The sequence below is a fragment of the Coriobacteriaceae bacterium genome (genome assembly GCA_025992855.1).
GTDB lineage: Bacteria > Actinomycetota > Coriobacteriia > Coriobacteriales > Coriobacteriaceae > Collinsella.
This window is the reverse complement of the sequence record DAJPGB010000001.1, coordinates 843,566-864,749: the sequence shown is the minus strand read 5'-3', so window position 1 is coordinate 864,749 and position 21,184 is coordinate 843,566. Positions and strand designations below refer to the sequence as shown.

The 21,184-nt window shown below is 60.8% G+C and carries 20 protein-coding genes; 9 read left to right on the top strand and 11 right to left on the bottom strand.

The window, feature by feature from the left end:
* The first annotated feature begins 104 nt into the window (after positions 1–104).
* Together OIL88_03585 and OIL88_03580 are read left to right on the top strand one after the other, a co-directional pair.
* On the top strand, positions 105–1,451 hold the full coding sequence (locus tag OIL88_03585; protein HJI71453.1) for an MATE family efflux transporter: 1,347 nt from the start codon (positions 105–107) through the stop codon (positions 1,449–1,451).
* A gap of 64 nt (positions 1,452–1,515) precedes the next feature.
* Complete coding sequence (locus OIL88_03580) at positions 1,516–2,352, top strand: MerR family transcriptional regulator (GenBank protein HJI71452.1); 837 nt, start codon at positions 1,516–1,518, stop codon at positions 2,350–2,352.
* On the opposite strand, the gene OIL88_03575 is transcribed toward OIL88_03580, so the two are convergent.
* The 6 genes from OIL88_03575 to OIL88_03550 form a co-directional block, all read right to left on the bottom strand.
* Positions 2,344–2,523 (bottom strand): hypothetical protein, encoded by a 180-nt coding sequence (locus OIL88_03575; protein ID HJI71451.1) that lies wholly within the window; start codon positions 2,521–2,523, stop codon positions 2,344–2,346. The two genes, OIL88_03580 and OIL88_03575, sit on opposite strands and share 9 nt — an antisense overlap.
* Positions 2,523–4,751: an NAD-dependent DNA ligase LigA gene (gene ligA / locus OIL88_03570; GenBank protein ID HJI71450.1), complete on the bottom strand. Its 2,229-nt coding sequence runs from the start codon at positions 4,749–4,751 to the stop codon at positions 2,523–2,525. Before ligA ends, OIL88_03575 begins: the two co-directional genes overlap by 1 nt.
* A gap of 449 nt (positions 4,752–5,200) precedes the next feature.
* On the bottom strand, positions 5,201–6,676 hold the full coding sequence (locus OIL88_03565; GenBank protein ID HJI71449.1) for a trypsin-like peptidase domain-containing protein: 1,476 nt from the start codon (positions 6,674–6,676) through the stop codon (positions 5,201–5,203).
* Positions 6,677–6,885: 209 nt separating this feature from the next.
* Positions 6,886–7,548 (bottom strand): response regulator transcription factor, encoded by a 663-nt coding sequence (locus OIL88_03560; GenBank protein HJI71448.1) that lies wholly within the window; start codon positions 7,546–7,548, stop codon positions 6,886–6,888.
* A 50-nt stretch (positions 7,549–7,598) separates the two neighbouring features.
* Positions 7,599–8,936 (bottom strand): glutamine synthetase family protein, encoded by a 1,338-nt coding sequence (locus tag OIL88_03555; GenBank protein HJI71447.1) that lies wholly within the window; start codon positions 8,934–8,936, stop codon positions 7,599–7,601.
* A 135-nt stretch (positions 8,937–9,071) separates the two neighbouring features.
* Complete coding sequence (locus tag OIL88_03550; GenBank protein HJI71446.1) at positions 9,072–10,094, bottom strand: LacI family DNA-binding transcriptional regulator; 1,023 nt, start codon at positions 10,092–10,094, stop codon at positions 9,072–9,074.
* A 235-nt stretch (positions 10,095–10,329) separates the two neighbouring features.
* On the opposite strand from OIL88_03550, the gene OIL88_03545 reads away from it, so the two are divergent.
* Together OIL88_03545 and eda are read left to right on the top strand one after the other, a co-directional pair.
* The gene (locus OIL88_03545; protein ID HJI71445.1) at positions 10,330–11,364 is read left to right on the top strand and encodes a sugar kinase; all 1,035 of its coding nucleotides are present in this window, start codon (positions 10,330–10,332) and stop codon (positions 11,362–11,364) included.
* A gap of 255 nt (positions 11,365–11,619) precedes the next feature.
* Positions 11,620–12,261, top strand: coding sequence for a bifunctional 4-hydroxy-2-oxoglutarate aldolase/2-dehydro-3-deoxy-phosphogluconate aldolase (gene eda, locus OIL88_03540; GenBank protein HJI71444.1), 642 nt, complete (start codon positions 11,620–11,622; stop codon positions 12,259–12,261).
* Positions 12,262–12,632: 371 nt separating this feature from the next.
* Here the strand turns inward: eda and OIL88_03535 are convergent, their stop codons facing one another.
* Positions 12,633–13,325, bottom strand: coding sequence for a GntR family transcriptional regulator (locus tag OIL88_03535; protein ID HJI71443.1), 693 nt, complete (start codon positions 13,323–13,325; stop codon positions 12,633–12,635).
* Positions 13,326–13,483: 158 nt separating this feature from the next.
* Positions 13,484–13,918 carry an HIT family protein gene (locus tag OIL88_03530; protein HJI71442.1) on the bottom strand — a complete coding sequence of 145 codons (435 nt, stop codon included), beginning with the start codon at positions 13,916–13,918 and terminating at the stop codon, positions 13,484–13,486.
* 490 nt (positions 13,919–14,408) lie between these two features.
* On the opposite strand from OIL88_03530, the gene OIL88_03525 reads away from it, so the two are divergent.
* The 5 genes from OIL88_03525 to OIL88_03505 all read left to right on the top strand — a co-directional run bounded on the left by OIL88_03525 (position 14,409) and on the right by OIL88_03505 (position 18,668).
* A complete protein-coding gene (locus tag OIL88_03525) occupies positions 14,409–15,089 on the top strand; it encodes a DUF6198 family protein (GenBank protein ID HJI71441.1) in 681 nt (226 codons plus the stop codon).
* 133 nt (positions 15,090–15,222) lie between these two features.
* A complete protein-coding gene (locus OIL88_03520) occupies positions 15,223–16,314 on the top strand; it encodes an ATP-binding protein (GenBank protein HJI71440.1) in 1,092 nt (363 codons plus the stop codon).
* Between the two features lie 220 nt (positions 16,315–16,534).
* Positions 16,535–16,816: an FCD domain-containing protein gene (locus OIL88_03515; GenBank protein ID HJI71439.1), complete on the top strand. Its 282-nt coding sequence runs from the start codon at positions 16,535–16,537 to the stop codon at positions 16,814–16,816.
* A gap of 159 nt (positions 16,817–16,975) precedes the next feature.
* Positions 16,976–17,785 (top strand): gluconate 5-dehydrogenase, encoded by an 810-nt coding sequence (locus OIL88_03510; GenBank protein ID HJI71438.1) that lies wholly within the window; start codon positions 16,976–16,978, stop codon positions 17,783–17,785.
* A 241-nt stretch (positions 17,786–18,026) separates the two neighbouring features.
* Complete coding sequence (locus OIL88_03505) at positions 18,027–18,668, top strand: RpiB/LacA/LacB family sugar-phosphate isomerase (protein HJI71437.1); 642 nt, start codon at positions 18,027–18,029, stop codon at positions 18,666–18,668.
* Between the two features lie 129 nt (positions 18,669–18,797).
* Here the strand turns inward: OIL88_03505 and OIL88_03500 are convergent, their stop codons facing one another.
* From OIL88_03500 to OIL88_03490, 3 genes are all read right to left on the bottom strand, one after another.
* Positions 18,798–19,163: a DUF86 domain-containing protein gene (locus OIL88_03500; protein HJI71436.1), complete on the bottom strand. Its 366-nt coding sequence runs from the start codon at positions 19,161–19,163 to the stop codon at positions 18,798–18,800.
* Entirely contained in the window at positions 19,150–19,638 is a 489-nt protein-coding gene (locus tag OIL88_03495; protein ID HJI71435.1) for a type II toxin-antitoxin system RelB/DinJ family antitoxin, read from the bottom strand. Before OIL88_03495 ends, OIL88_03500 begins: the two co-directional genes overlap by 14 nt.
* A gap of 142 nt (positions 19,639–19,780) precedes the next feature.
* Positions 19,781–21,184: a PTS fructose transporter subunit IIBC gene (locus OIL88_03490; protein ID HJI71434.1), complete on the bottom strand. Its 1,404-nt coding sequence runs from the start codon at positions 21,182–21,184 to the stop codon at positions 19,781–19,783.

Sequence of the window (21,184 nt, the reverse complement as noted above, 5' to 3'; positions counted from 1 at the left end):
TGACTTTTTCGCCCCGCTGCCAACACAAATCTTGACTCTACAATCGTTGTAGGGTTTTCACTACACTGGTACGTAAACGAACTAAGCCAGAAAGCGCCCCGCCCATGGAACACGACCTCACACACGGCAATGTCCTTAAGACCATCGCGGTCTTTGCCCTACCTTATATGCTCTCGTACTTTTTGCAGATGCTCTACGGCATGGCCGACCTGTACATGATGGGGCAGTTTAGCGGCGCCGCCGGCATCACCGCCGTAGGCAATGGCGCACAGACGCTCTATATCATTACCGTGACGCTCGTGGGCCTGGCCATGGGCACGACGGTCATCGTCGGCCACGCCGTGGGCTCGCGCCGCTTCGACCGCGCCGAGACCGCCATCGGCAACACCATCACGCTCTTTATGGGTGTCTCGGTGGTGCTGGCCGCTGCCCTGCTCGCACTGTGTCCGCAGATCGTGGCACTCATTGGCACGCCGGCCGAAGCGGTCGAAGGCACTGCCGCCTACCTGCGTATCTGCTTTATCGGCATTCCCTTTATCGCCGCGTACAACATTCTTTCGGCCATCTTTCGCGGGCTGGGCGATTCGCGCTCGCCCATGTACGTGATCGGCGTGGCGTGCATCATTAATATCGCGCTTGATTTTCTGTTTATCGGCCACATGGGGCTCGGCCCCGTGGGCGCGGCGCTCGGCACGGTGACCGCGCAGACAGCCAGCGTTGCCCTCGCGCTCGTGTGGCTCAAGAGCCGTCGCACAAACATCCACGTTAAGCGCAGCGACCTGCGCCCCCAGTCCGAGGTGCTCGGCAGCATTCTTAAGATCGGCGTGCCCGTGGCCGTGCAGGACGGCTGCATCCAGGTGGCGTTTATGTTTATCACCGTCATCGCCAACCACCGCGGTCTGGTCGACGCCGCCGCCGTGGGCCTGGTCGAAAAGATGATCAGCTTTTTGTTCATTGTGCCGAGTTCCATGGGTGCCACCGTCAGCGCGCTCACGGCGCAAAACGCCGGCGCGGGCAAGGGCGACCGCGCGCGTCAGGTGCTCAAGGATGCCATGACAATCTCGGTAGTATACGGCTGCCTGATCACGGTACTGATGTGGCTGGTGGCGCCGGCGTTTATCGGCTTTTTTGCCAAGGACGCTGCAGTAGTCACCGCCGGTACCGGCTATATGCGCAGCTATATTTTCGACGCAATCTTTGCCGGCATTCACATTTGCTTTAGCGGCTTTTTCGCTGCGTATGGCAAGAGCTACATCGGCTTTGCTCACAACGTGCTGGCGGTGGCGCTCATTCGCGTGCCCGGTGCGTGGCTGCTGTCGAACGCCTATTCCGACACGCTGTTTCCCATGGGCATCGCCTCGCCATGCGGATCGATTTTGTCGGCGGTCATCTGCGTGATTGCATTTACCGTGCTCAACCGCCGTGGGGCTTTTGACAAACTGGTAGCGTAGCGGGGCGACGCATGCCTAGCACCTCTCCCCTGTTTTTACCGAAAGGAGCGGTCCTGTGACCGACATGCCAAGCGAACACACCGAGGGCCTGCTCCGCATTGGCGAGGTGGCGCGCCTGCTCAATTTGAGCGTGGGCACACTGCGTCATTACGAGCAGATGGGGCTGTTAGAGCCAGCATATGTCGATCCGGCGAGTGGGTACCGCTACTACGGATCGCGGCAGCTCTCCACCCTCAACACCATCGGCAACCTGCGCGTTCTCGACTTGCCGCTGGCGCAGATTCGCGAGTTTGTCACTACGCGCGACATGGATTTAATGCAGCGGCAGCTGACCCGGCAGCAGGAGTTAATTGAGCATAAACGACGCGAGCTGGAGCGCATGTCGCGCAAGATCGACCAGCGGCTTGCCTTGTTGCACGACGCTTTGCATGCCGAGCTCGATACCATCCGCGAAATCGAGGCGCCCGAACTTCGCTGCGCCGTGCTGCATGAGCGCGTCAACCCCACCGACGCTTATGCGCTTGGGTGGCATATCCGCCAACTGCAGCAGGGGCAGCACGAAACGTTTGCGTATCTAGGCAATCTGGGCGTGGGCATCTCACCCGAACGCCTTGCCGCCGGCGACTTTGATGGCTATGACGAGGTCTTTCTGCTGTTGGATGACACGGACGACTACCTAGGGGACGTCGAAGTTCGGCCCGCCGCGCGCTGCCTGACGGTCAGCTTCCGTGGCACGCACGGGCAGGCGGCTCCGCGCTACGAGCGCTTACTCGATTACATGCGCGAGCACAACCTGTCCCCCGCCGGCCCCTCGCGCGAAATCGCCCTCATCGACGACATCATCAGCGACGATCCGGCGACCTACGTGACGCAGATCACGGTGCCTGTGTCGCTAGGCTAGACCGAGCTTCGCTTCTAGCTCGGCCAACGCCTCAAATGCATCGCGAGATGTGCCTGCCGCGCGCTCGCGCTCGGCAACGCGAATTCGCGCCATCAGGTGCTCTTTTGCCTGCGTTTGGGAGCGCCTCGTGTGCCCTTCCGCCTGCGAGTAATTGTGGTTCTCGATATCCATTACGCCTCTGGCACCTGACCGGTAGCGAGAATCTGTTCGAGCGCGTCCTCATCCAGCACGGGCACGCCGAGCTGCTCGGCCTTGGTGAGCTTGGAGCCCGCCTTGGGACCTGCGACCAGGTAGCTCGTCTTCTTCGACACGCTGCCCGAGACCTTGGCGCCAAGCACCTTGAGCGCGGCACCCGCCTCGTCGCGCGTGCGGTTTACGAGCGTACCGGTCAGCACAAACGTCAGGCCCGCGAGCGGCTGCGCATCGGCGAGCTCGCCCGCTACGCCGGCATCGGCTGCGGCCTGCGCATGTGCGGCGCCCAAGTCAACCTCGAGCGACAGGCCCGCCTGACGCAGGCGTTCCAGCACGGCGAGGTTCTCGGGCACGGCCAGGAACTGCTTGACGCTCGCCGCGATCTTGGGACCGATGCCCTCGCACTCGGCAATGTCCTCTTCGCTCGCCAGGATGAGCTTGTCGATCGACAGGAATCGCTCGGCGATGACCTCGCCCACGCTCTTACCCACGTGGCGGATACCCAGGGCAAACAGCACACGACCGAGCGGCTGAGTCTTGGACTTGTTGAGCTCGGCGACGATCTTCTCGGCCGTCTTGAGACCAACCGGAATGGGATCGCCCCTCTTCACGCCCTTTTTGCTGTTGGAGCTCGCGTACACGCGGCCCGTGTCCAGGCTGGCGATGTCGTCGACCGTAAGCTGATAGAAATCGGCGACATCGTGGATCAGGCCGGCGGCGATCATCTTGTCGACGATCTCGTCGCCCAGGCCGTCGACGTCCATGCAGCCGCGGCTCACCCAGTGGAGCAAGCGCTCCTTGAGCTGCGCGGGGCAGTCGATGGAGACGCAGCGGTAGGCGACCTCGCCGTCCTCGTGCACGACCGGGCTGCCGCAGACAGGGCAGACCTCGGGCATGTGCCAGTCGACCGAATCGACCGGGCGCTTGTCGAGCACCGGACCCACGACCTCGGGGATCACGTCGCCCGCCTTGTGCACGATGATGGTGTCGCCCTCGCGCACGTTTTTGCGGCGGATCTCGTCGATGTTGTGCAGCGTGGCGCGCGCGATGGTGGAGCCGGCGACCGTCACCGGATCGAACTCCGCGACCGGCGTGAGCACGCCGGTGCGGCCAACCTGGATGCGGATCTCGCGCAGGACGGTCTGCTTTTCCTCGGGCGGGAACTTAAAGGCGATGGCCCAGCGCGGCGCACGGGCGGTAAAGCCCAGGTCGAGCTGCTGCTGGAAGGCGTCGACCTTTACGACCACGCCGTCGATGTCGTAGTCCAGGTCGCCGCGATGCTCAAGCGCCTGGGCGCAGAACTCGTGGACCTCGGCCGGCGTGGCACAGCGGGCCACGTTGGGGTTGACGCTAAAGCCGGCGCTGCGCAGCCAGTCAAGGAACTCGCGCTGGCTATGGACGTGCAGCGGATCGGTATCGGCGATGGCGTAGATAAAGGTAGCGAGGTCGCGACGCGCCGTGATCTTGGGATCCTTTTGGCGCAGGGATCCGGCGGCGGCGTTGCGCGGGTTGGCGAAGGGGTCGCGGCCCTCGGCATCGGCCTCATCGTTCAGGCGTACAAAGCTGCCCTTGGGCATGTAGACCTCACCGCGCACCTCGATGGTACGCTCGCGATCGGCGCCCATGTGGGCGAGTGCCGGCTCGGACAGGTGCATGGGCACGTCCTTGATGGTGCGCACGTTGAGCGAAACGTCCTCGCCCGTGGTGCCGTCGCCGCGCGTAGCCGCGCGCACAAAGGTGCCGTTCTGGTAGGTAAGCGCCACGCCCAGGCCGTCGATCTTGAGCTCACAGGTATAGGTGACGCTGCCGGCGCCGAGCGCATCCTCGGTGCGCTGGAGCCATGCGTCGAGCTCGTCCAGATCCATGGCATCGTCCATGGAATACATGCGTGCCATGTGCGTGACCGGCGTAAACTGTTCGCTCACGTAGCCGCCCACGCGCTGGGTATAGCTGTCGGGCGTCACCAGATCGGGATAGGCCGCCTCGATTTCCTGCAGCTCAACGAGCATTTTGTCGAAGGCGGCGTCCGTAATCTCGGGAGCATCGAGCATGTAGTAGCGGTAGGCATGGTAGTCGAGCTCGTGGCGCAACTCGGCCGCGCGCGCTGCTGCCTTGGCGCGGGCATCGGTCGGTGCGGTGGCATCCGCGCTCGTGGGCGTTTCGGTATCGATGTCCACGCCGTCACCAAACAGGCTCGATTGCTCCATAGCGGCACTCCTTCGCTCGATTTCAAACGGATACAAGAGTACCACCGGTCGCGATGGGGCCGAATAGCGGTCTCAAACCGCACCGAATCGGCAGCCGTCGGATCGGGGTGGACAGTTAGTTCAGATACGTATAAATCTGCGAGCCAGATCGGACACGAATAGCCCTATTTCAGCTAATTTGGACTTCTAGAGACCATGTAAACGTCCCGCTCTCCCTTTGAAACACCCATTCAAGCTCTATCTCAATCCCAAAACAGCTCAAAACACATCCCAGACTGCCCCAGATTTATACGTATCTGAACTAACTGTCCAGGCCCTTCCAAACAAAGCTGCTCGCCAGCTCAAAATGATCCGTTTTCCTCCGTCCCCGGGGGATCATTATGGAAAGAGGGGCTGTCTCGCGCATGGCGGGACAGCCCCTCTGGCTTTAATGTGTGCGAAACGGCTCGCTAGAATCCCTGGCCGTAACCCTGACCCTGGCCTTGACCCTGACCCTGCTGGCCCAGCAGCTCCTCCAGGTACTGGCGCAGCTGCTCGTCGGTGATGCCGCCGTTGCCGGTGTCAGTCGAGCTGTCGTCCTGCTGCTGGTTCTGCAGCTCCTCGTCGGAACCCAGCTCGACGGTGACCTTCTTCTCTTCCTTGCCGCGCACGAGTGTGATCTCGACCTTCTCGCCCACCTCGTGGCTACGCAGCGCAATGATCAGGCCGTCAGCACTCGTGATCTCGTCGTCACCCAGCTTGGTGATGACGTCGCCCTCCTGGATGCCGGCCTTGGCAGCGGGGCCGTCCTCGACAACGCTCGCCACATACGCGCCGCTATCGGTGCTCAGCTTGTTGGTGCGGGCGTTGAGCGCGTTGACGCTCGAGAGCGTGGCACCCAGGTACGGATGAACCGGCGTCTTGCCGTCGATAATCTGGTCGGCAATGTTCTTGGCGTAGTTGACCGGAATGGCAAAGCCCACGCCCGAGCTAGAGCCCGAATAGCTCTCGATGAGCGAATTGATACCCACGAGCTCGCCGTTATCGTTGACGAGCGCGCCGCCGGAGTTGCCCGGGTTGATGGCGGCATCGGTCTGAATCATGTTGGCATAGATGGTGTTGCCGCTGGTAGAGCTCATGGCCGTGGAGCGATAGAGCGCTGACACAATACCCGTGGAGACAGACTGCTCGTTGCCGAACGGCGAGCCGATCGCCATGACCCACTCGCCAACGTTGAGCTTGGAGGAGTCACCGATCTCGATCGGGGTGAGCTTGGAGGCGTCGGCGTCCTTGAGCTTGATGACGGCGAGGTCGCTCGAGGCATCGTTGCCCACGAACTCGGCCTCGTGGGTGGCGCCGTCGTCCATGGTCACCACGTACTGGTCGTAGCCGTCGACCACGTGGTTGTTAGTGAGGATGTGGCCCTCGGTATCGAGCACCACGCCCGAGCCGACGCTACCCGAGCTGTCCGACTCGTCAGCGGACTGCGAAAGCGAACCACTCTGGCTGCCGCTCGAAGTAGCGGTAATGGAGACCACGGAGGGCAGTGCCTTGGCAGAGACGGCCTCGGCCAGCGTGGTGTCCTCGGAGTCGATCGTGATCTTTTGCGTCGACGAACCCGAAGCACCCGCCGTCACGGCATTCTTGCCGCCGCCGATATCGAGCGTGCCGCTCATGATAAGTGCGATGACCAGCAGGGCGCCGCACGCGCAGCCGGCGAGCGCCGTAATAAAGATCGGCAGCTTTTTGGTCTTGGTCTTGACCACCGTGTGCTTGTTCACGACCTGCTGGCCACCCAGCGGCTGGCCGGTCTGCGTGTCGTAGGCCTGCACATAGGGAATGTTGTTGCCGCCGGCAGGCGTCGACTCCACCTGCACGCGCGGCTGCTGTTGAGTCTCGCCGGCGTTGCCCGCATCCTGGGGACGCTGGGAATCGTACTCGCTCATAGCTGCGATCCTTTCGTCTAATAACCAAAGGCCCGCCAAACATGTGGCGGGCCATCATTGTTCACGTTGAGTTGTACCCCAATATGCGGGTGCACGTGTATGAGAACGCAATCTTTTAGGAAGGCTTAAGTACTGTTGCAAACCCGAAAGGGACCCGTACCTGCGGTAAAACCACCACAAAAGGTGCCTGTCCCCTTTATGGTGGAAATCTAGTCCTTAAACAGATAGCCCACGCCGCGGACGGTGGTGATGTGCGCCGCGATCTGCGGGCCCACCTTGGAGCGGATGCGTCGGATGTGCACGTCGACGGTACGCGTGCCGCCGCAGTACTCGAAGCCCCATACGCGGTGCAGCAGCACTTCGCGGCTGTAGGCGCGGTTAGGATGCGTCGCCAAAAAGCTCAGCAGCGAGTACTCCATCAGCGTCAGGTCGATGGGCTCATCGTCGAGCGTCACCTGGTAGGTGGCCAGGTTGATCTCGAGGTTATCGATGTTGAGCACATCGTCGGCGGTGACGGTCTCCTCCTCGCCCATCAGGCGCTGCGCACGAGCTTTGAGCTCGTTGGGCGTCGCCGTGGGGCATACGAAGTCGGCATGCGCGTGATTCGGCAGGCGCAGGGTGCCGAGCGCCTCGTCGTCGACAATCACCAGCATGGGAACGCCGCCGCGATCGTCGAGCCACTTGGCAATCTGATCGATACGGTCGCTGCGGATGCCGTCGGAATCGAGGATCAGCAGGTCAAAGTCGTGCGCCGCAGTCGGCGAATCGGGAGTGGCCAGGCTCACCTCGACACCCAGGGTGGTCGTCAGGCTGCGGGCAAACTCGTGGAAGCGCGTCGTGCGCGCCATGAACAGGGCACTCTTTTCGGACATATCGGCCTCCAAAGAAATGAGCTCAATCGTACTGGGACAAGCCAGCGCGATTAGGAGTTCGCCAGGTAGTGCTTGATCTCCCACTCGGTGATCGTGGACTCGAACTTATGCCACTCGTCGCGCTTCTTTTTAAGGAAGAAGCTGTGGATGTGCTCGCCGAGGGCATCCTTCATAAACTGCGAGTCCTCAAACACGTCAAGTGCCTCTTTGAGCGAGCGCGGCAGCGGCGTGTAGCCTGCCTCGAGCATCTGGCGACCGTTGAGCTTGAGCGTCTCGGCCGTGGCCTCGGGCGGAAGCTCCAGCTTGCGCTCGATGCCATCGAGACCAGCCGCCAGCGTGACGGTGTTGACCAGGTACGGGTTGGCCATGGGGTCGGGGCTGCGAAGCTCGATGCGCGTGGACAGCTGCTTGCCGGGCTTGTAGACCGGGATGCGGACCATGCTCGCGCGGTTGCGCAGGCCCCACGTGGCGTACTGCGGCACGGAGTCGCCACCGGTGGTGATGCGCTTATACGAGTTGACGGTGGGGTTGGTGATGGCGCTGATCTCGCGCGCGTGCGCCAGGATGCCGGCCATGTAGTGCTTGGCGACGTCGGAGAGATGGTACCTCTCGTCGTCCTCGCCCCAAAAGACGTTGTTGCCGTCGTGGTCGAACAGCGACTGGCACAGGAACATGGCGCTGCCGTCCTCGCCCGCCAGCGGCTTGGGCATAAAGGAAGCGTGGCAGCCGCTCTCGTAGGCCTGCTGCTTAATGATGAGCTTGGCCGTGGTGATGGCGTCGGACATGCTCAGGGCCTCGGCATGGCGCAGGCTCATGCCGTGCTGCGAGCGGCCGGCGGCGTGGAAGGTGTACTCCACGGGCACGGACATCTTCTCGAGCGTAAGGACCGTGTTGCGGCGCAGGTCGCGGGCGGCGTCGCTCACCGAAAGGTCAAAGTAGCCAACGTTGTCGAGCGGCTCGGGCGTGCGCTCGTCGGGGAAGTAGTAATACTCCAGCTCGGCGCCCACGTTGAGCAGGTAGCCGGCCTTCTCGGCCTTGTGGAACATACGGCGCAGGGCATCGCGCGGATCGCCGGCGAAAGGCTTGCGATCGGGAGTGCACACGTCGCAGAACACGCGGGCGACGCCGTTATGGCTCGGGCGCCACGGCAGAATCTGGAAGGTCGAGGCATCGGGGAACGCGAGCATGTCGGCTTCCTCGGGCGTGGCAAAGCCCTCGATAGCCGAGCCGTCAAAGCCAATGCCCTCCTCAAAAGCGACCTCGAGGTCCTCGGGGCTGATGGCAAAGTTCTTGAGGCGACCGAGAATGTCGACAAACCACAGACGCACAAAGCGGATGTCACGCTGCTCTACAGAGCGGAGTACGTAATCGATGTTCTGCTGGTTCATGTCGCTCCCCTTTCTTTCGGGCGGGTTTCGACTGTTCTATATCGCAGATACTATCGCAGAAAAATGTTTCCGCAGGGTTAAAGCGTGTCCGGCGCTCAAAAAACGTGCGCGAGCAGGCGAGTGCTGGTCGGTGGCCTAGCGCGACGTGGAGGCTCGGGACTCGATGTGGCCGGGGATCTCGATGTGCTTGGGCGCGAGCCTTGCGGCCTCGCCCACCGTGGTGGTGACGACATCGATGCGCTCGGACAGGCGCTCGACAACGCGCTCGGCAATCGCCAGGGTGTCCTGCGCGGCCGTGGTCACGCCGCCAAAGAGCACGTGGTTCCAGGGATAGTCGTCGAACGTCGCGATCTTGAGGCCCGCCGGCAGCGAGGGGCCAAGCTGGGCCAGCGCCTCGGTCAGGCGCAAGAAGACCAAGCCGTTTACGGCGATAAGGCCGAGCTTTTTACCCGCATAATCGCGAATGGCCTCGTCCAGACGGCTGATGCCCTCAGCGCCGCCGTCGGCCAGCGTGACGACCTCGCCGGCAAGACCGCGACGCGAGAGCTCATCGGTAAAGGCCTCGGCACGCTCGCGACGGACGGGGCTGTCGTCGCTTGCCTCGGTGAGCAGGCACAGACGCTCGCTACCCGCGGCAGCCAGGGCGTCGACCAGGCCGGCGACGAGCTCGCGGTTGTTAGACGTCACCAGGTCGATGCCGCCGTCCTCGATGTCGCGGTCGAGCAGCACGACCGGCAGGCGCCCCGCAGCCGTGGCGATCGCCGCGTCGTTGCCGCCGCAGGTGTTGACGACCAAGCCATCCACGCCCGCATCGATGAGCCTAGTGAGCGACTCGGCCTCTTTGGCGGGGTCGTTGCCGCTGATGGCCGTCATGAGCGAGCAGCCGCGCGCGGCGGCGCTGGCGGAAAGGCCCTCGAGCATGGCGCTCGAGAACGGGTTGGCGATGTCGGCGAGGATGACGCCGATGAGGTTGGTGCGCGAGCTGCGCAGGTTGCGCGCGGCGGCACGGGGACGATAGCCCGTGCGCTCGATGACCTCGGCGATGCGGGCACGGGTATCCTCGGTCATCTGCCCGGGGCGGTTGTTGAGATAGCGCGAAACGGTGGCCGGGCTCACCCCCGCCTCGGCGGCAATGTCTTTGATTCTCATCTGCGCCATGGCGCACCCCGTTTCCCATGTGTCGGCAATCTTAGCCATTTTAGGCATTTTTTTAAAAATCTCGCTTGCAATACGTTGTAGGTGAGTATACTACAACTCGAAACGAAACCGATTTCGTAAACCGATTTCGGTAAGCGTTGGCACGGAGGTGCAAAGATGCACCCTACCGTCTTGGCACCTCCGTGCCAACGCCATATCAAAGGTGTACGCACAGTCAAGAAGGAGCTACGCGACCATGGGTAAAACGGTTCTTACCTTCGGCGAGATTATGATGAGGCTCTCGCCCAAAGATCACCTGCGTATTGAGCAGGCCACCGAGTTCGACGTCCGCTACGGCGGCGCCGAGGCCAACACCGCGCTTTCCCTGGCCTATCAGGGCGACAAGGCCGCTTACGTTTCCGTCGTTCCGGCCAACCGCCTGGGCGAGTGCGCCCTGCGCTCGCTGAAGGTCTACGACGTCGACACCACGCGCGTCGTGCGTCAGGGCGACCGTCTTGGCTCCTATGTGTTTGAGGTCGGTGCCTCGCAGCGCGGCAACGGCTGCGTCTACGACCGCAAGTACTCCGCCATCAACATGGCCAAGCGCGACGTCTTTGACTGGGACGAGATCCTCAAGGGCATCGACGTCTTCTACTTCTCTGGCGTGACGCCCGCCGTCTCCGACGAGATGGCTGCCGCCTGCAAGGACGCTCTCACCGCTTGCCGCGCCAAGGGCATCACCACCGTGTGCGACGTTAACTACCGCGGCAAGATGTGGTCGCCCGAGAAGTCGCAGGCAACCATGAAGGAGCTCCTGCCGCTCGTCGACATCTGCATCGCCAACGACGAGGACGCACCTGCCGGCCTCGGTATGACCTGCGTCTCCGGCTCCCTTGCCCACGGCATCGAGGAGCGCGACACCTACGTCGAGATGGCCCGTCAGATCTGCGCCGAGTACGGCTGCAAGAAGGTCGCCTCGGTCGTCCGCAACATCTCCTGCGTCGAGCGCTCCATCTGGATGGGCATGCTCTATGACGCCGAGAGCGGCGAGCACTGGTTCTCCCCTGCTCACGATGTGCACGTGCTCGAGGGCGTTGCCGCCGGCGACGCTTTCAACGCCGGCCTCGTCCATGCCCTCATCAACGACTTCGACCCGCAGGACGCCGTCAACTACGCCATCGCGGCCTCGATCCTCAAGCTCACCATCAAGGGCGATTCCAACCTGGTGACCGCCGATGAGATCGCCGCTGTGGCCAACGCTGCCGACGGTGGCACCCGCGTCGCCCGTTAATTCGTTCCCCATTCCGCGGGCTGCAGTTTCCCATACCCATACCTCTGCAGCCCGCTCCCCGATTCTTCCGGTCGGGCAAAACCACCAGTCCCATTCCGGTTTTGCCTGGCATTTCCTACACGACTGGTCGCGCAGCCGGTTTTGGAATTGCTTGTGACCCCAAGCAGTGCCTCCGATAACCAGTCCGAAACCGGCTCATGACCAGCCCTTTTAGCAATTACGCGCACTCGCGCGCCGCACATCGAAAGGAACATCATGTTCGATCAGTTCTACACCACGCTTGAGTCCCTGGGCATCGTGCCGGTCGTCGTGCTCGACAAGGTCGAGGACGCCGCTCCGCTCGCTCACGCCCTGATGGCCGCTGGCATGAAGTCCGCCGAGGTCACCTTCCGCACCGCTTGCGCTGCCGAGTGCATCGCCGCTATGGCCGAGGCCGAGCCCGAGATGTGCGTGGGCGCCGGCACCGTCCTGACCGTCGAGCAGGTTGAGCAGGCCCGTGCCGCCGGTGCCAAGTTCATCGTCTCCCCGGGCTACAACGAGGACGTCGTCAAGCACTGCATCGACATCGACCTGCCCGTGCTGCCCGGCACGGTGACCCCCTCCGAGGTCACCGCTGCCGTCAACCTGGGCCTCAAGGTCACCAAGTTCTTCCCGGCAGCCCAGTACGGCGGCCTCAATACCATCAAGGCCCTCGCTGCTCCGTTTGTCGGTCACCGCTTTATGCCCACCGGCGGCGTGAGCACCGCAAACGTCGAGGAGTACCTGAGCTCCTCCGCCATCATCGCCTGCGGTGGCACTTGGATGGTCAAGCCGGCCCTGTTCGCCGACGGCGACTTCTCCAAGGTCGAGCAGATCGCCCGCGAGGCCATGGACGTCGTCAAGAAGGTCCGCGCCTAGACCTAGCTCTCTATCGTTAGGGGTGCGGCCTAGACCGCACCCCCCATTTTTGAAGCGGCTCGGAAGCGTGCCGTTTCCGTCACGGACAAGAACCGAAACCGTCTTGTATGCTGATAGAACGTGACGGAAGCGACACGCCCCCGAGCCGCTTTTTCTTGACCGATTAACCTCTTCAACATAGCCCAGAGCGCCAAAACAAATGCGGTGCCGTCTGGAGGAATCGACCCCTTGCTTCCGGTCTGTTCCTCCAAACGACACCGCATCTTTGTGCCCCGGCCATGCCCCAACGCAGTTGCGGTGAAATAGGGACTGTTTGCGCCACCTGGGCCGCAAAACAATCCCTATTTCACCGCAACTTATGAGGGGATAGATTAAATGGACGAGCCTTTGGGCAGCTCAAAGTAATCTGGATGCAGGGCGATAACCGGACCCTGCTCTTCGGGCATCAGATGCAGATGCGTCTGCGCCAGATAGCTCGCTGCATCGGTATCGCCCTCTTTAATGGCCTCAAGAATTCGACGATGCTGCCGACGAATCGGTTCCCAGTCCAGATCCTGAGACACCGCGCGCAGCCAGTTATACCGCTCAAAATGCGTGTTGATGCTCTTCATCCAATCCCACAGCATATGGCGGCCGGCAATCTCAAAGCACGTCTCGTGGAATAGGTTGTCCAGATCAAAGAAGCGACGCGTCTCGCTGTGGTCGAGCGACTCGGACTCGGCGAGAATCTGCTCAAGCCGGCGCTTTTGCTCGGGCGTGGCAGCCGAGCAGCATTTGATCAGCACGCTTCTCTCGAGCTTCTCGCGCAAAAAGCAGGCGTTCTCGGCACGCTCCATGCTGATCTTTGAGACATAGGTACCGCTCTTGGGACGCGTTTCCACCAGCTCTTGCTCGCGCAGGCGCACAAAGGACTCGCGGATGGGCGTGCGCCCGATCCCCGTCTCTTTTTCCAGACCAATCGCCGAAAGGCGCGTGCCGGGCTTGAGCTCGGCATAGATGATCTTGGAGCGCAATGCGTTGTATGCCTGGTCTTGCAGACTCTGATAATGCTGGTGCTGTTCCATAAAGCCCTCGGATATGTCCTCGGTTAGTCGAATACCAACACGTAATACTATCGCATCCCCCGCTCCCCCATAAGTTGCGGTGAAATACGGACTATTGCAGCCAGCTAAGCCGCAAAACAGTCCGTATTTCACCGCAACTTATGGGGGACGAAGTGGCTTTACAGGTTGGCGATGATTGCCTGGGCGATCTCGTCGTACTGAGCCGGCTCGAGCGTGACGCGGCCGGGGTTCATGGCGAACACGTCGCCAAACTCAAACGTGTCGTCCTTGTACTTGGGGACGATGTGCACGTGCAGGTGATGCATGGTGTCGCCGTAGGCACCAAAGTTGATCTTGTCGGGGTTGAACGCCTTGTGCAGCGCGGCGGCGACATGGCGGACATCGGCCATAAAGGCAGCGGCGTCCTCCTCGGACATGCAGGAGATGTCGTCGACGTGCTGCTTGGAGGCCACAATCACGCGGCCCTTGTGGCTCTGCTCCTTAAACAGGATAAGCTTGCTGGCGGGCAGGTCGAGCATGGGGATGCCAAAGGCATCGACGAGCGTGTTGTCGGTCCCGCACATGCAGTACGAGCAATCGGTGTGCTGTTCCATGGTGATCCTTTCGATCTGGGTGAAGACGTTCGCCGCAATGCGACTGGCGAGCGCGACCAAGCTGCCCGGCAATCTACGACGAACGAACAATGCGCTCTCCAACCGTTGCGAAATCGGTTTCGAGCATGTCTTTGTCATGATACCGCCAAGGAGTTGTTGCAATTAGGTGAACGTTCACCTTTTTATTATTTTTCTCTTGCAAATAGAATCCCGTGCGTATACTAAGGCTCAAACGAAACCGATTTCGTTAAGCGTGGGCAATAGGATGCTAAGACGCACCCTACCATCTTGGCATCCTATTGCCCACGCTATGTCATTTGCTTTCCTCCCGTCTCGTTGGCCCTTCAGTCCCATTCCGGCACAGCGAGACATTTCCTAGACGACTGACCTTGGGGCCGGCTTTTCTGCTTATACAGCAGTGCCTCCGATAACCCTCTTCTGCCGGCCCAGGTCAGCCTTTTTCTTCACAACCGAAAGGACGGGCAGCAGCATGCGACCGCTCATCATCATGAATGGCGAGAAGATCGATTGGTGCCATACCGTCATCAGAATGCTGATGTATTTAGCAGGTGTCGCGACGCTCGCCCTCGGCATGAGTATCCAAACCGCATCGGGCCTGGGCGTTGCCGCACTCACCTGTTTTGCCACGACACTGTCCATGCTCACCGGCAAGACGCTTGGCTTTTGGATCACCGCGACCTACGTCGCCTACATCGCCGCACAGGCAGCTATCTTGCGCCGCGAGTTTCAGCCGCGCATTTTGCTCGAGCTCTTTTTCTCAACACTGATCGGTGGCTTTACCGACTTCTTTATGACCGTTAACCCCCTGCACCCCACCGCGCTGCCGGCACAAGTCGTAACCATGCTGCTCTCGCTTGCCATCACCGCGTTTGGTGTAAGCCTCGTCGTCAACATGGGCGTCGTTCCCAATGCGCCCGACGGCTTGGTGCAGGTCATTGCCGAAAAGCTCAAACGCCGCTTTGGCGATGTGAAGGTCGTATTCGATTGCTCGCACGTCGCCGCCTCGCTCGCGCTGTCGCTGGTCTTTATGCACAACCTGGGCGGCTTTGGCGTCACGACCGCCATCTCGGCACTGTTCCTGGGCCACGTCATCAACGTCGCCAACAAGCTGTTCGCCCAGCGCTTTATCCGCGCAGCATTCGGAAAATAGCGCCACCGCAAGGACCCGCGAGCAGCACTATATGTTGCTATATCTCACTATACTTTGCTATATCTCACTATACTTTGCTATATCTTGCTATACTTTGCTATATCTTGCTATATCTTGAGCAAAGGTGGCTCACATGCAAACAAACCCTTTTAAGCCCACGGCAGGTAAAACACCTCCTACGATTATCGGCCGCGAAGATGTACTCGAGGAATTCAATGAAGGCCTCGTCAACGGGCCTGGTGCCCCGGGGCGCCTAATGCGCATAGCCGGCGTCCGTGGAACGGGCAAGACGGTCCTCCTTGACGAGTGCTCACGTTTGGCGCAAAGCCATGGTTGGACGGTCATAAAAGAGGTCGCAACCGAGGGGCTTTGCCAGCGTATTCTCGAACAGCTGCAGCCCAAACTCCAGGCAAAACACGCCAGATTTGAGCCCACCGTAGCTGGCGTATCCATCGGCAGCATAGACATTGAGCGAATCGGCCCATCGCTACGCGACGCCATGAGGCAGGCTATATCCAAGAATGGAAATGGCCTGCTCATCACCCTCGACGAGGTTCAAGACGCAGAACTCGATGAGGTCCGAACGCTCTCCATTGCGATTCAGCAGGTTATCGGCGAGGATCTTGATATCGCCTTCGTTTTTGCAGGGCTGCCCTCGATGATAGAAAGCGTCATCAACGGAAAGACGCTTACGTTTTTGCGCCGCGCCCTCCCCTTTGACCTGAAGGCTGTGGCGGTAACCGAAGTGTCGTACTCACTCGAAGAGACTATCGAAGCATCAGGCATGGAGTTGCAGCCGGGTATTGCCGGGCAACTTGCCGAGGCAACGCAAGGCTATCCTTTCATGATCCAACTCGTTGGATATTACGCATGGCAGCTAGCAAGACGCGCCCATACAACTGTTATTGGAGAGGAAGAGGCAAAGCGAGGCATCGCAACAGCGCGCGAACGCTTCTGCGCCATGGTAATCGAGCCCGCGCTGCAGCGCATTCCACCCACGTGCATCGCTTATCTGCTGAGCATGGCATCTTTGGGGCAGACGAGCTCGACCAGCATGGTTGCCGATGACTTAAACAAGACACCTCAACAGGTAAGTTCCATCCGCAGTCGCCTGCTGAGAGAGTCAATCATTGAGGCTCCCTCGTACGGCAAGGTCTCATTTGCCATCCCCTACATGCGCGACTACCTCAACGAACACAAAGCCGAACTGGAAGTTGAACTGTAGAAGCGGCAACTGCCCTGCAAGACGAAAACCGTTTGCGTACGGATTTAAGCCAGACGTAAACGGTTTTCGTCTTGATTTGCGTCCTGATTTAAGACGCAAATTGCGTTTTCGTACGGTTTTGCGCCAGACGTAACACACTTTCGTCTGGCGATACGTCTGCAATCCAGACGAAAAGAGCCCCGAGCTCGTATGAACTCGGGGCTCTTTGTGCCACGCATCTATGAGAGGGAAAATTCGATGCGTACGGGCGCTACTCCATGTAGCCACCCTGAATGGCGGAAACCTCGTCGTTCCCCGTCTGATGGGCGTGCTCAAGGCATCCGTCCCCCTCTTTATCGACGTTACGGGCAAAAAGCTCGTCGAGGAGACCATCCGCACGCACCGCGGCGTGGCCGACGCCATCGAGGCGCGCAACCCCACCGCCGCGCACGATGCCATGTATCTGCACCTGGTCTACAACCGCAACATGATCGCGGAAGGCGCGCAGGCGAAAAGCGAGTAGAGGGCATCGCAACAACCAATTTCAACCGTTCACCTTTTAAAAGTGAACGTTCACCTATTTTTAGGAGAATAGGGGCGTTAATTCCTTCACTTCTCCTATACTGAGCTTGTATTAGAAGCAAGACTTATATAGATGAACGTTTCTTTTGAAAGGATCGCTATGTCTGATCTTATGGACAGCTTCCGCCTGGATGGCAAGGTCGCGCTCGTAACCGGCGCCACCTATGGCATTGGCATGGCCATTACCGAGGCGCTCGGCGAGGCCGGCGCCAAGATCGCCTTTAACGCACGCCACGCCGACAAGGTCGCCGAGGCCGAGAAGCACTACCGCGAGCTGGGCTTTGAGGCTCACGGCTACGTGGCCGACGTCACCGACGAGGCCGTTGTCGCCGAGCTCGTCGCCAAGATCGAGGCCGATTTTGGCACCACGCCCGACATCCTGGTCAACAACGCTGGTGTTATCCAGCGCACCCCCATGCTCGACATGAGCGCCGAGGACTTCCGTCGCGTCGTCGACATCGACCTTAACGCCCCGTTCATCGTGTCCAAGGCCTGCCTGCCCGGCATGATCGCCAAGGGTCACGGCAAGATCATCAACATCTGCTCGATGATGAGCGAGCTCGGCCGCGAGACCATCGCCGGCTACGCCGCCGCCAAGGGCGGTCTGAAGATGCTCACCAAGAACATCTGCTCCGAGTTTGGCGAGGCCAACATCCAGTGCAACGGCATTGGGCCTGGCTATATCGCCACGCCGCAGACCGCGCCGCTGCGCGAGACGCAGCCCGACGGCAGCCGTCACCCGTTTGACCAGTTCATCATCGCCAAGACCCCGGCCTCCCGTTGGGGCACGCCCGAGGACCTGAAGGGCCCCGCCGTGTTCCTGGCTTCCGACGCTTCGAACTTCGTCAACGGCCACATCCTCTACGTCGACGGCGGCATCCTCGCATACATCGGCAAGCAGCCCCAGTAGGCTGCGGCCGCGTGAGCCACGCCATCTCGCGGCTCATTCGTCGGGCATGGCCAAAAGGCCTATGCCCTCCTCTTTCGCGGCGAGCTGACGCACCTCACGCGCCCTCGCCACAACTGCCCACATTGGGTCTCGCCCAATCGTTCGTTCAAAAGTTGCGGTGAAATAGGGATTAATTTTGGCTTCTTTCAGGCAAAACAGTCTGTATCCCACCGCAAGTTAGAAATAGGAAAGGTATTTCGCAATGAAGATCGCTCTCATCAACGAGAATTCTCAGAACTCCAAGAACCCCATGATCGAGGCTGCCCTTAAGAAGGTCGTCGAGCCCATGGGCCACACCGTCTTTAACTACGGTATGTATGCCGATGCCGACTCCAAGCCGCTCACCTACGTTCAGAACGGCATCCTTGCCGCCGTGCTGCTCAACTCCGGCGCTGCCGACTATGTCGTGACCGGCTGCGGCACCGGCGAGGGCGCCATGCTCGCCTGCAACTCCTTCCCCGGCGTGCTCTGCGGCCATGTCGCCGACCCGCTTGATGCCTACACCTTCGCCCAGGTCAACGACGGTAACGCCGTCGCCATGCCCTTCGCCCTCAAGAACGGCTGGGGCCAGGAGCTCAACCTCGAGTACACCTTCGAGAAGCTCTTTGGCTTCGGTTCCGGCAACGGCTATCCTGCCGAGCGTGTTGAGCCCGAGCAGCGCAACAAGAAGATCCTCGACGGCGTCCGCGCTGTGACCATGCGTCCGCTCGTCGACGTCCTGGGCGAGATCGACCAGGATCTGGTCAAGGGCGCCCTGGCTGGCGAGCACTTCCAGGAGTACTTCTTCGCCAACGCCACCGACGAGGCAATCATCGCCAAGGTCAAGGAGCTCCTGGGGCTCTAATCGCACGACCCATCGCAGCGAACGCAAGCGGCGGCCGCCCCAACACGGGACGGCCGCCGCTTTTTGCTATCTATCGACTGGTGCAAAGGGGTCAGGTTTGCATGCACCAAAACCGCAAGGGCAGCCCGTTTAAGATTCCTCGATAATCTGCCGGCAGGCCGCCGCAAGAGCGGGAAACTCCGATGTCACCGCGTCCCAAACCACGGCGCGATCAACGTTGCCGTAATCATGGGCAAGATAGTTACGCATCCCGATGATACCGCGCCACTCAATCTCGAGATGCAGTCGCTGCGCCTTCTCGGACAGCTTACCCGCCTCCTCCGTCACCCTAAGGGCACACATAAGGAGAGAATCGGCGAGCGTCCTGGCCTTGATGTCATCCGCGTGGAGGAACTCGTCTTCCGTCACACCGAACGCTTTGATTCCCTCGGTCGTCTCATCAATCGCCTCGAGAATCTCCTGGGCGCGCAACGCATCTGATTTACGGGCGAACATACAGCACCACACCCTCCCTCTCGATGGCCTGCGCAATGTCTTCTCGCAAGCGTTCACTCGAAAGGACGTCAACCTGCTTGCCCGTGGCTTCTTTGATCTCCTCCGCGAACGAGGAAAGGGCGAACAACCCGAATGCCGCATCGGGGTCGACCTCTATACGCAGGTCGATATCGCTATCGGCATTCGCTTCTCGTCTGGCATACGAGCCGAACAGCGTGACTGACCGAATCGCTTTCCGCGCATTCGCAGCACAAGAAACGGCATCTTTGATTTCGTCAATCGTCAAAATACCAGCTTTCTTCCGGTCTTTATCGGATGAAAGCGAGGGAGTAAAGGGAAGCGAACGCTCGCGGAGCATTTGGCGCATGAACATGTTGACTGCCACCGAGGACGTCATGCCGAGCTCCTCGCAAAGTTGGGCAAAGGATTCCTTGACCGAAGCGTCGACCCGGACACTCAAAACCGATGCGCTCATCTCAACCTCCTGTATGACACTACTCATACAATATCATACGTTAAACCAGACGAACATATGCGACAACTGAAAGCCCCGCCTGCCGTAGAACGCAGACGGGGCTGAAGAAGGAATTCGATTCGAGTAATCGAGAAAGACTCTACTAGGCGGCAGCCTTCTTGGAGTCTGCAGCCTTCTTGAAGGCAGCGATCAGAGCAGCAGCGACCAGCGTGCCGGCGAGGATGGCAACCAGGAACAGCAGCAGGTTGTTCGTAGCGCCAAGCACGCCGACGATAGGACCGCCGTGAGGCACGACGTCGGTGATGCCGAAGACGCCCGCGACGGCACCGGCGACGGCGGAGCCGGCGATGATGCTCGGCAGCACACGGCCGGGATCCTCGGCGGCAAAGGGAATAGCGCCCTCGGTGATGCCGATCAGGCCCATGAGCAGGGCGGACACGCCGGAGCTCTTCTGCTCGTCATTGAAGCCCTTCTTGTAGATGAGCGTGGCGAGACCGCAGGCCAGCGGCGGCACGGGGATCGCGGCGGCGACCATGCCCATGATCTCGGGGTTGCCCTCGGCGATGGCGGCGGTACCGAAGAGGAAGGCGACCTTGTTGACCGGGCCACCCATGTCGACGGCGACCATGCCGCCGAGCACCAGGCCGAGCAGGATCGAGGTCGACGTATCGGCGGCGAGGCTCGCGAGCAGGGCGTTGAGCGACGTCATGAGCCAAGCGACGGGCTGGGCAAGAACAAGGATGAAGACGGCGGAAATAAGCCCGGTGCCGACCAACGGGATGACGAAAATGGGCATAATGGGTTTAATGGCTTGCGGAACGGGCCAGCTGTTGAACCATTTGACGAGGTATCCGGCAGCGAAACCCATGACGATGCAACCCAGGAATCCGGTACCCGCCTCGGTTCCCAGAATGGCCGGCGTCACTGCAACCTGAGCGCCGATCATAGCCGGGGCGAGCGCCGCTCGACCTGCAATCGAATAGGCGATGTAGCCCGCGAGGATCGGGTACATGAGGCCGAACGCTGCACCACCGATGGCGTTCATGGTGCCCCAGAAGCCCTCGGCGACGGCCATGCCGTCCTTGGTGGCGGTACCGCCCAGCGCGATCGACAGGGCGATGAACAGGCCGCCGACCACGACGAACGGAATCATGTGCGAGGCGCCGTTCATCAGTGCCTTGACGGGGCTCACCTTGGCGGCGTCATCGCTTGCGGCAGCGACGGCGGTACCACCCATCTGCTTGGACGTCTCGGGCAGGGCCTTGAGCACGGCCGCGGCATCCTTGATGACCGGCTTGATCTCCATCTCGGTGAGCTGCTTGCCGGCGAAGCGCTCCTTCTCATCGATCGCCACATCGGCGGCGATGATCACGTAATCGGCATCGGCGATCTCGGCCGACGTCAGACGGTTCTCGGTTCCCTGGGAACCCTGGGTCTCGATCTTAACCTCATAGCCAAGATCCTTGCCCGCCTCCTCCAGCTTTTGGGCTGCGAGATAGGTGTGCGCGATGCCCGTTGGGCATTTGGTTACACCGACGACTTTCAT

Coding starts and splice junctions, on each gene's coding strand:
- OIL88_03515 (HJI71439.1), top strand. CDS start 16,535: ATGAGAGGGAAAATTCGATGCGTACGGGCGCTACTCCATGTAGCCACC.
- OIL88_03550 (HJI71446.1), bottom strand. CDS start 10,094: ATGGCGCAGATGAGAATCAAAGACATTGCCGCCGAGGCGGGGGTGAGC.
- OIL88_03575 (HJI71451.1), bottom strand. CDS start 2,523: ATGGATATCGAGAACCACAATTACTCGCAGGCGGAAGGGCACACGAGG.
- OIL88_03545 (HJI71445.1), top strand. CDS start 10,330: ATGGGTAAAACGGTTCTTACCTTCGGCGAGATTATGATGAGGCTCTCG.
- OIL88_03560 (HJI71448.1), bottom strand. CDS start 7,548: ATGTCCGAAAAGAGTGCCCTGTTCATGGCGCGCACGACGCGCTTCCAC.
- OIL88_03510 (HJI71438.1), top strand. CDS start 16,976: ATGTCTGATCTTATGGACAGCTTCCGCCTGGATGGCAAGGTCGCGCTC.
- ligA (HJI71450.1), bottom strand. CDS start 4,751: ATGGAGCAATCGAGCCTGTTTGGTGACGGCGTGGACATCGATACCGAA.
- OIL88_03585 (HJI71453.1), top strand. CDS start 105: ATGGAACACGACCTCACACACGGCAATGTCCTTAAGACCATCGCGGTC.
- OIL88_03530 (HJI71442.1), bottom strand. CDS start 13,918: ATGGAACAGCACACCGATTGCTCGTACTGCATGTGCGGGACCGACAAC.
- OIL88_03520 (HJI71440.1), top strand. CDS start 15,223: ATGCAAACAAACCCTTTTAAGCCCACGGCAGGTAAAACACCTCCTACG.
- eda (HJI71444.1), top strand. CDS start 11,620: ATGTTCGATCAGTTCTACACCACGCTTGAGTCCCTGGGCATCGTGCCG.
- OIL88_03505 (HJI71437.1), top strand. CDS start 18,027: ATGAAGATCGCTCTCATCAACGAGAATTCTCAGAACTCCAAGAACCCC.
- OIL88_03500 (HJI71436.1), bottom strand. CDS start 19,163: ATGTTCGCCCGTAAATCAGATGCGTTGCGCGCCCAGGAGATTCTCGAG.
- OIL88_03525 (HJI71441.1), top strand. CDS start 14,409: ATGCGACCGCTCATCATCATGAATGGCGAGAAGATCGATTGGTGCCAT.
- OIL88_03555 (HJI71447.1), bottom strand. CDS start 8,936: ATGAACCAGCAGAACATCGATTACGTACTCCGCTCTGTAGAGCAGCGT.
- OIL88_03535 (HJI71443.1), bottom strand. CDS start 13,325: ATGGAACAGCACCAGCATTATCAGAGTCTGCAAGACCAGGCATACAAC.
- OIL88_03580 (HJI71452.1), top strand. CDS start 1,516: ATGCCAAGCGAACACACCGAGGGCCTGCTCCGCATTGGCGAGGTGGCG.
- OIL88_03490 (HJI71434.1), bottom strand. CDS start 21,184: ATGAAAGTCGTCGGTGTAACCAAATGCCCAACGGGCATCGCGCACACC.
- OIL88_03565 (HJI71449.1), bottom strand. CDS start 6,676: ATGAGCGAGTACGATTCCCAGCGTCCCCAGGATGCGGGCAACGCCGGC.
- OIL88_03495 (HJI71435.1), bottom strand. CDS start 19,638: ATGAGCGCATCGGTTTTGAGTGTCCGGGTCGACGCTTCGGTCAAGGAA.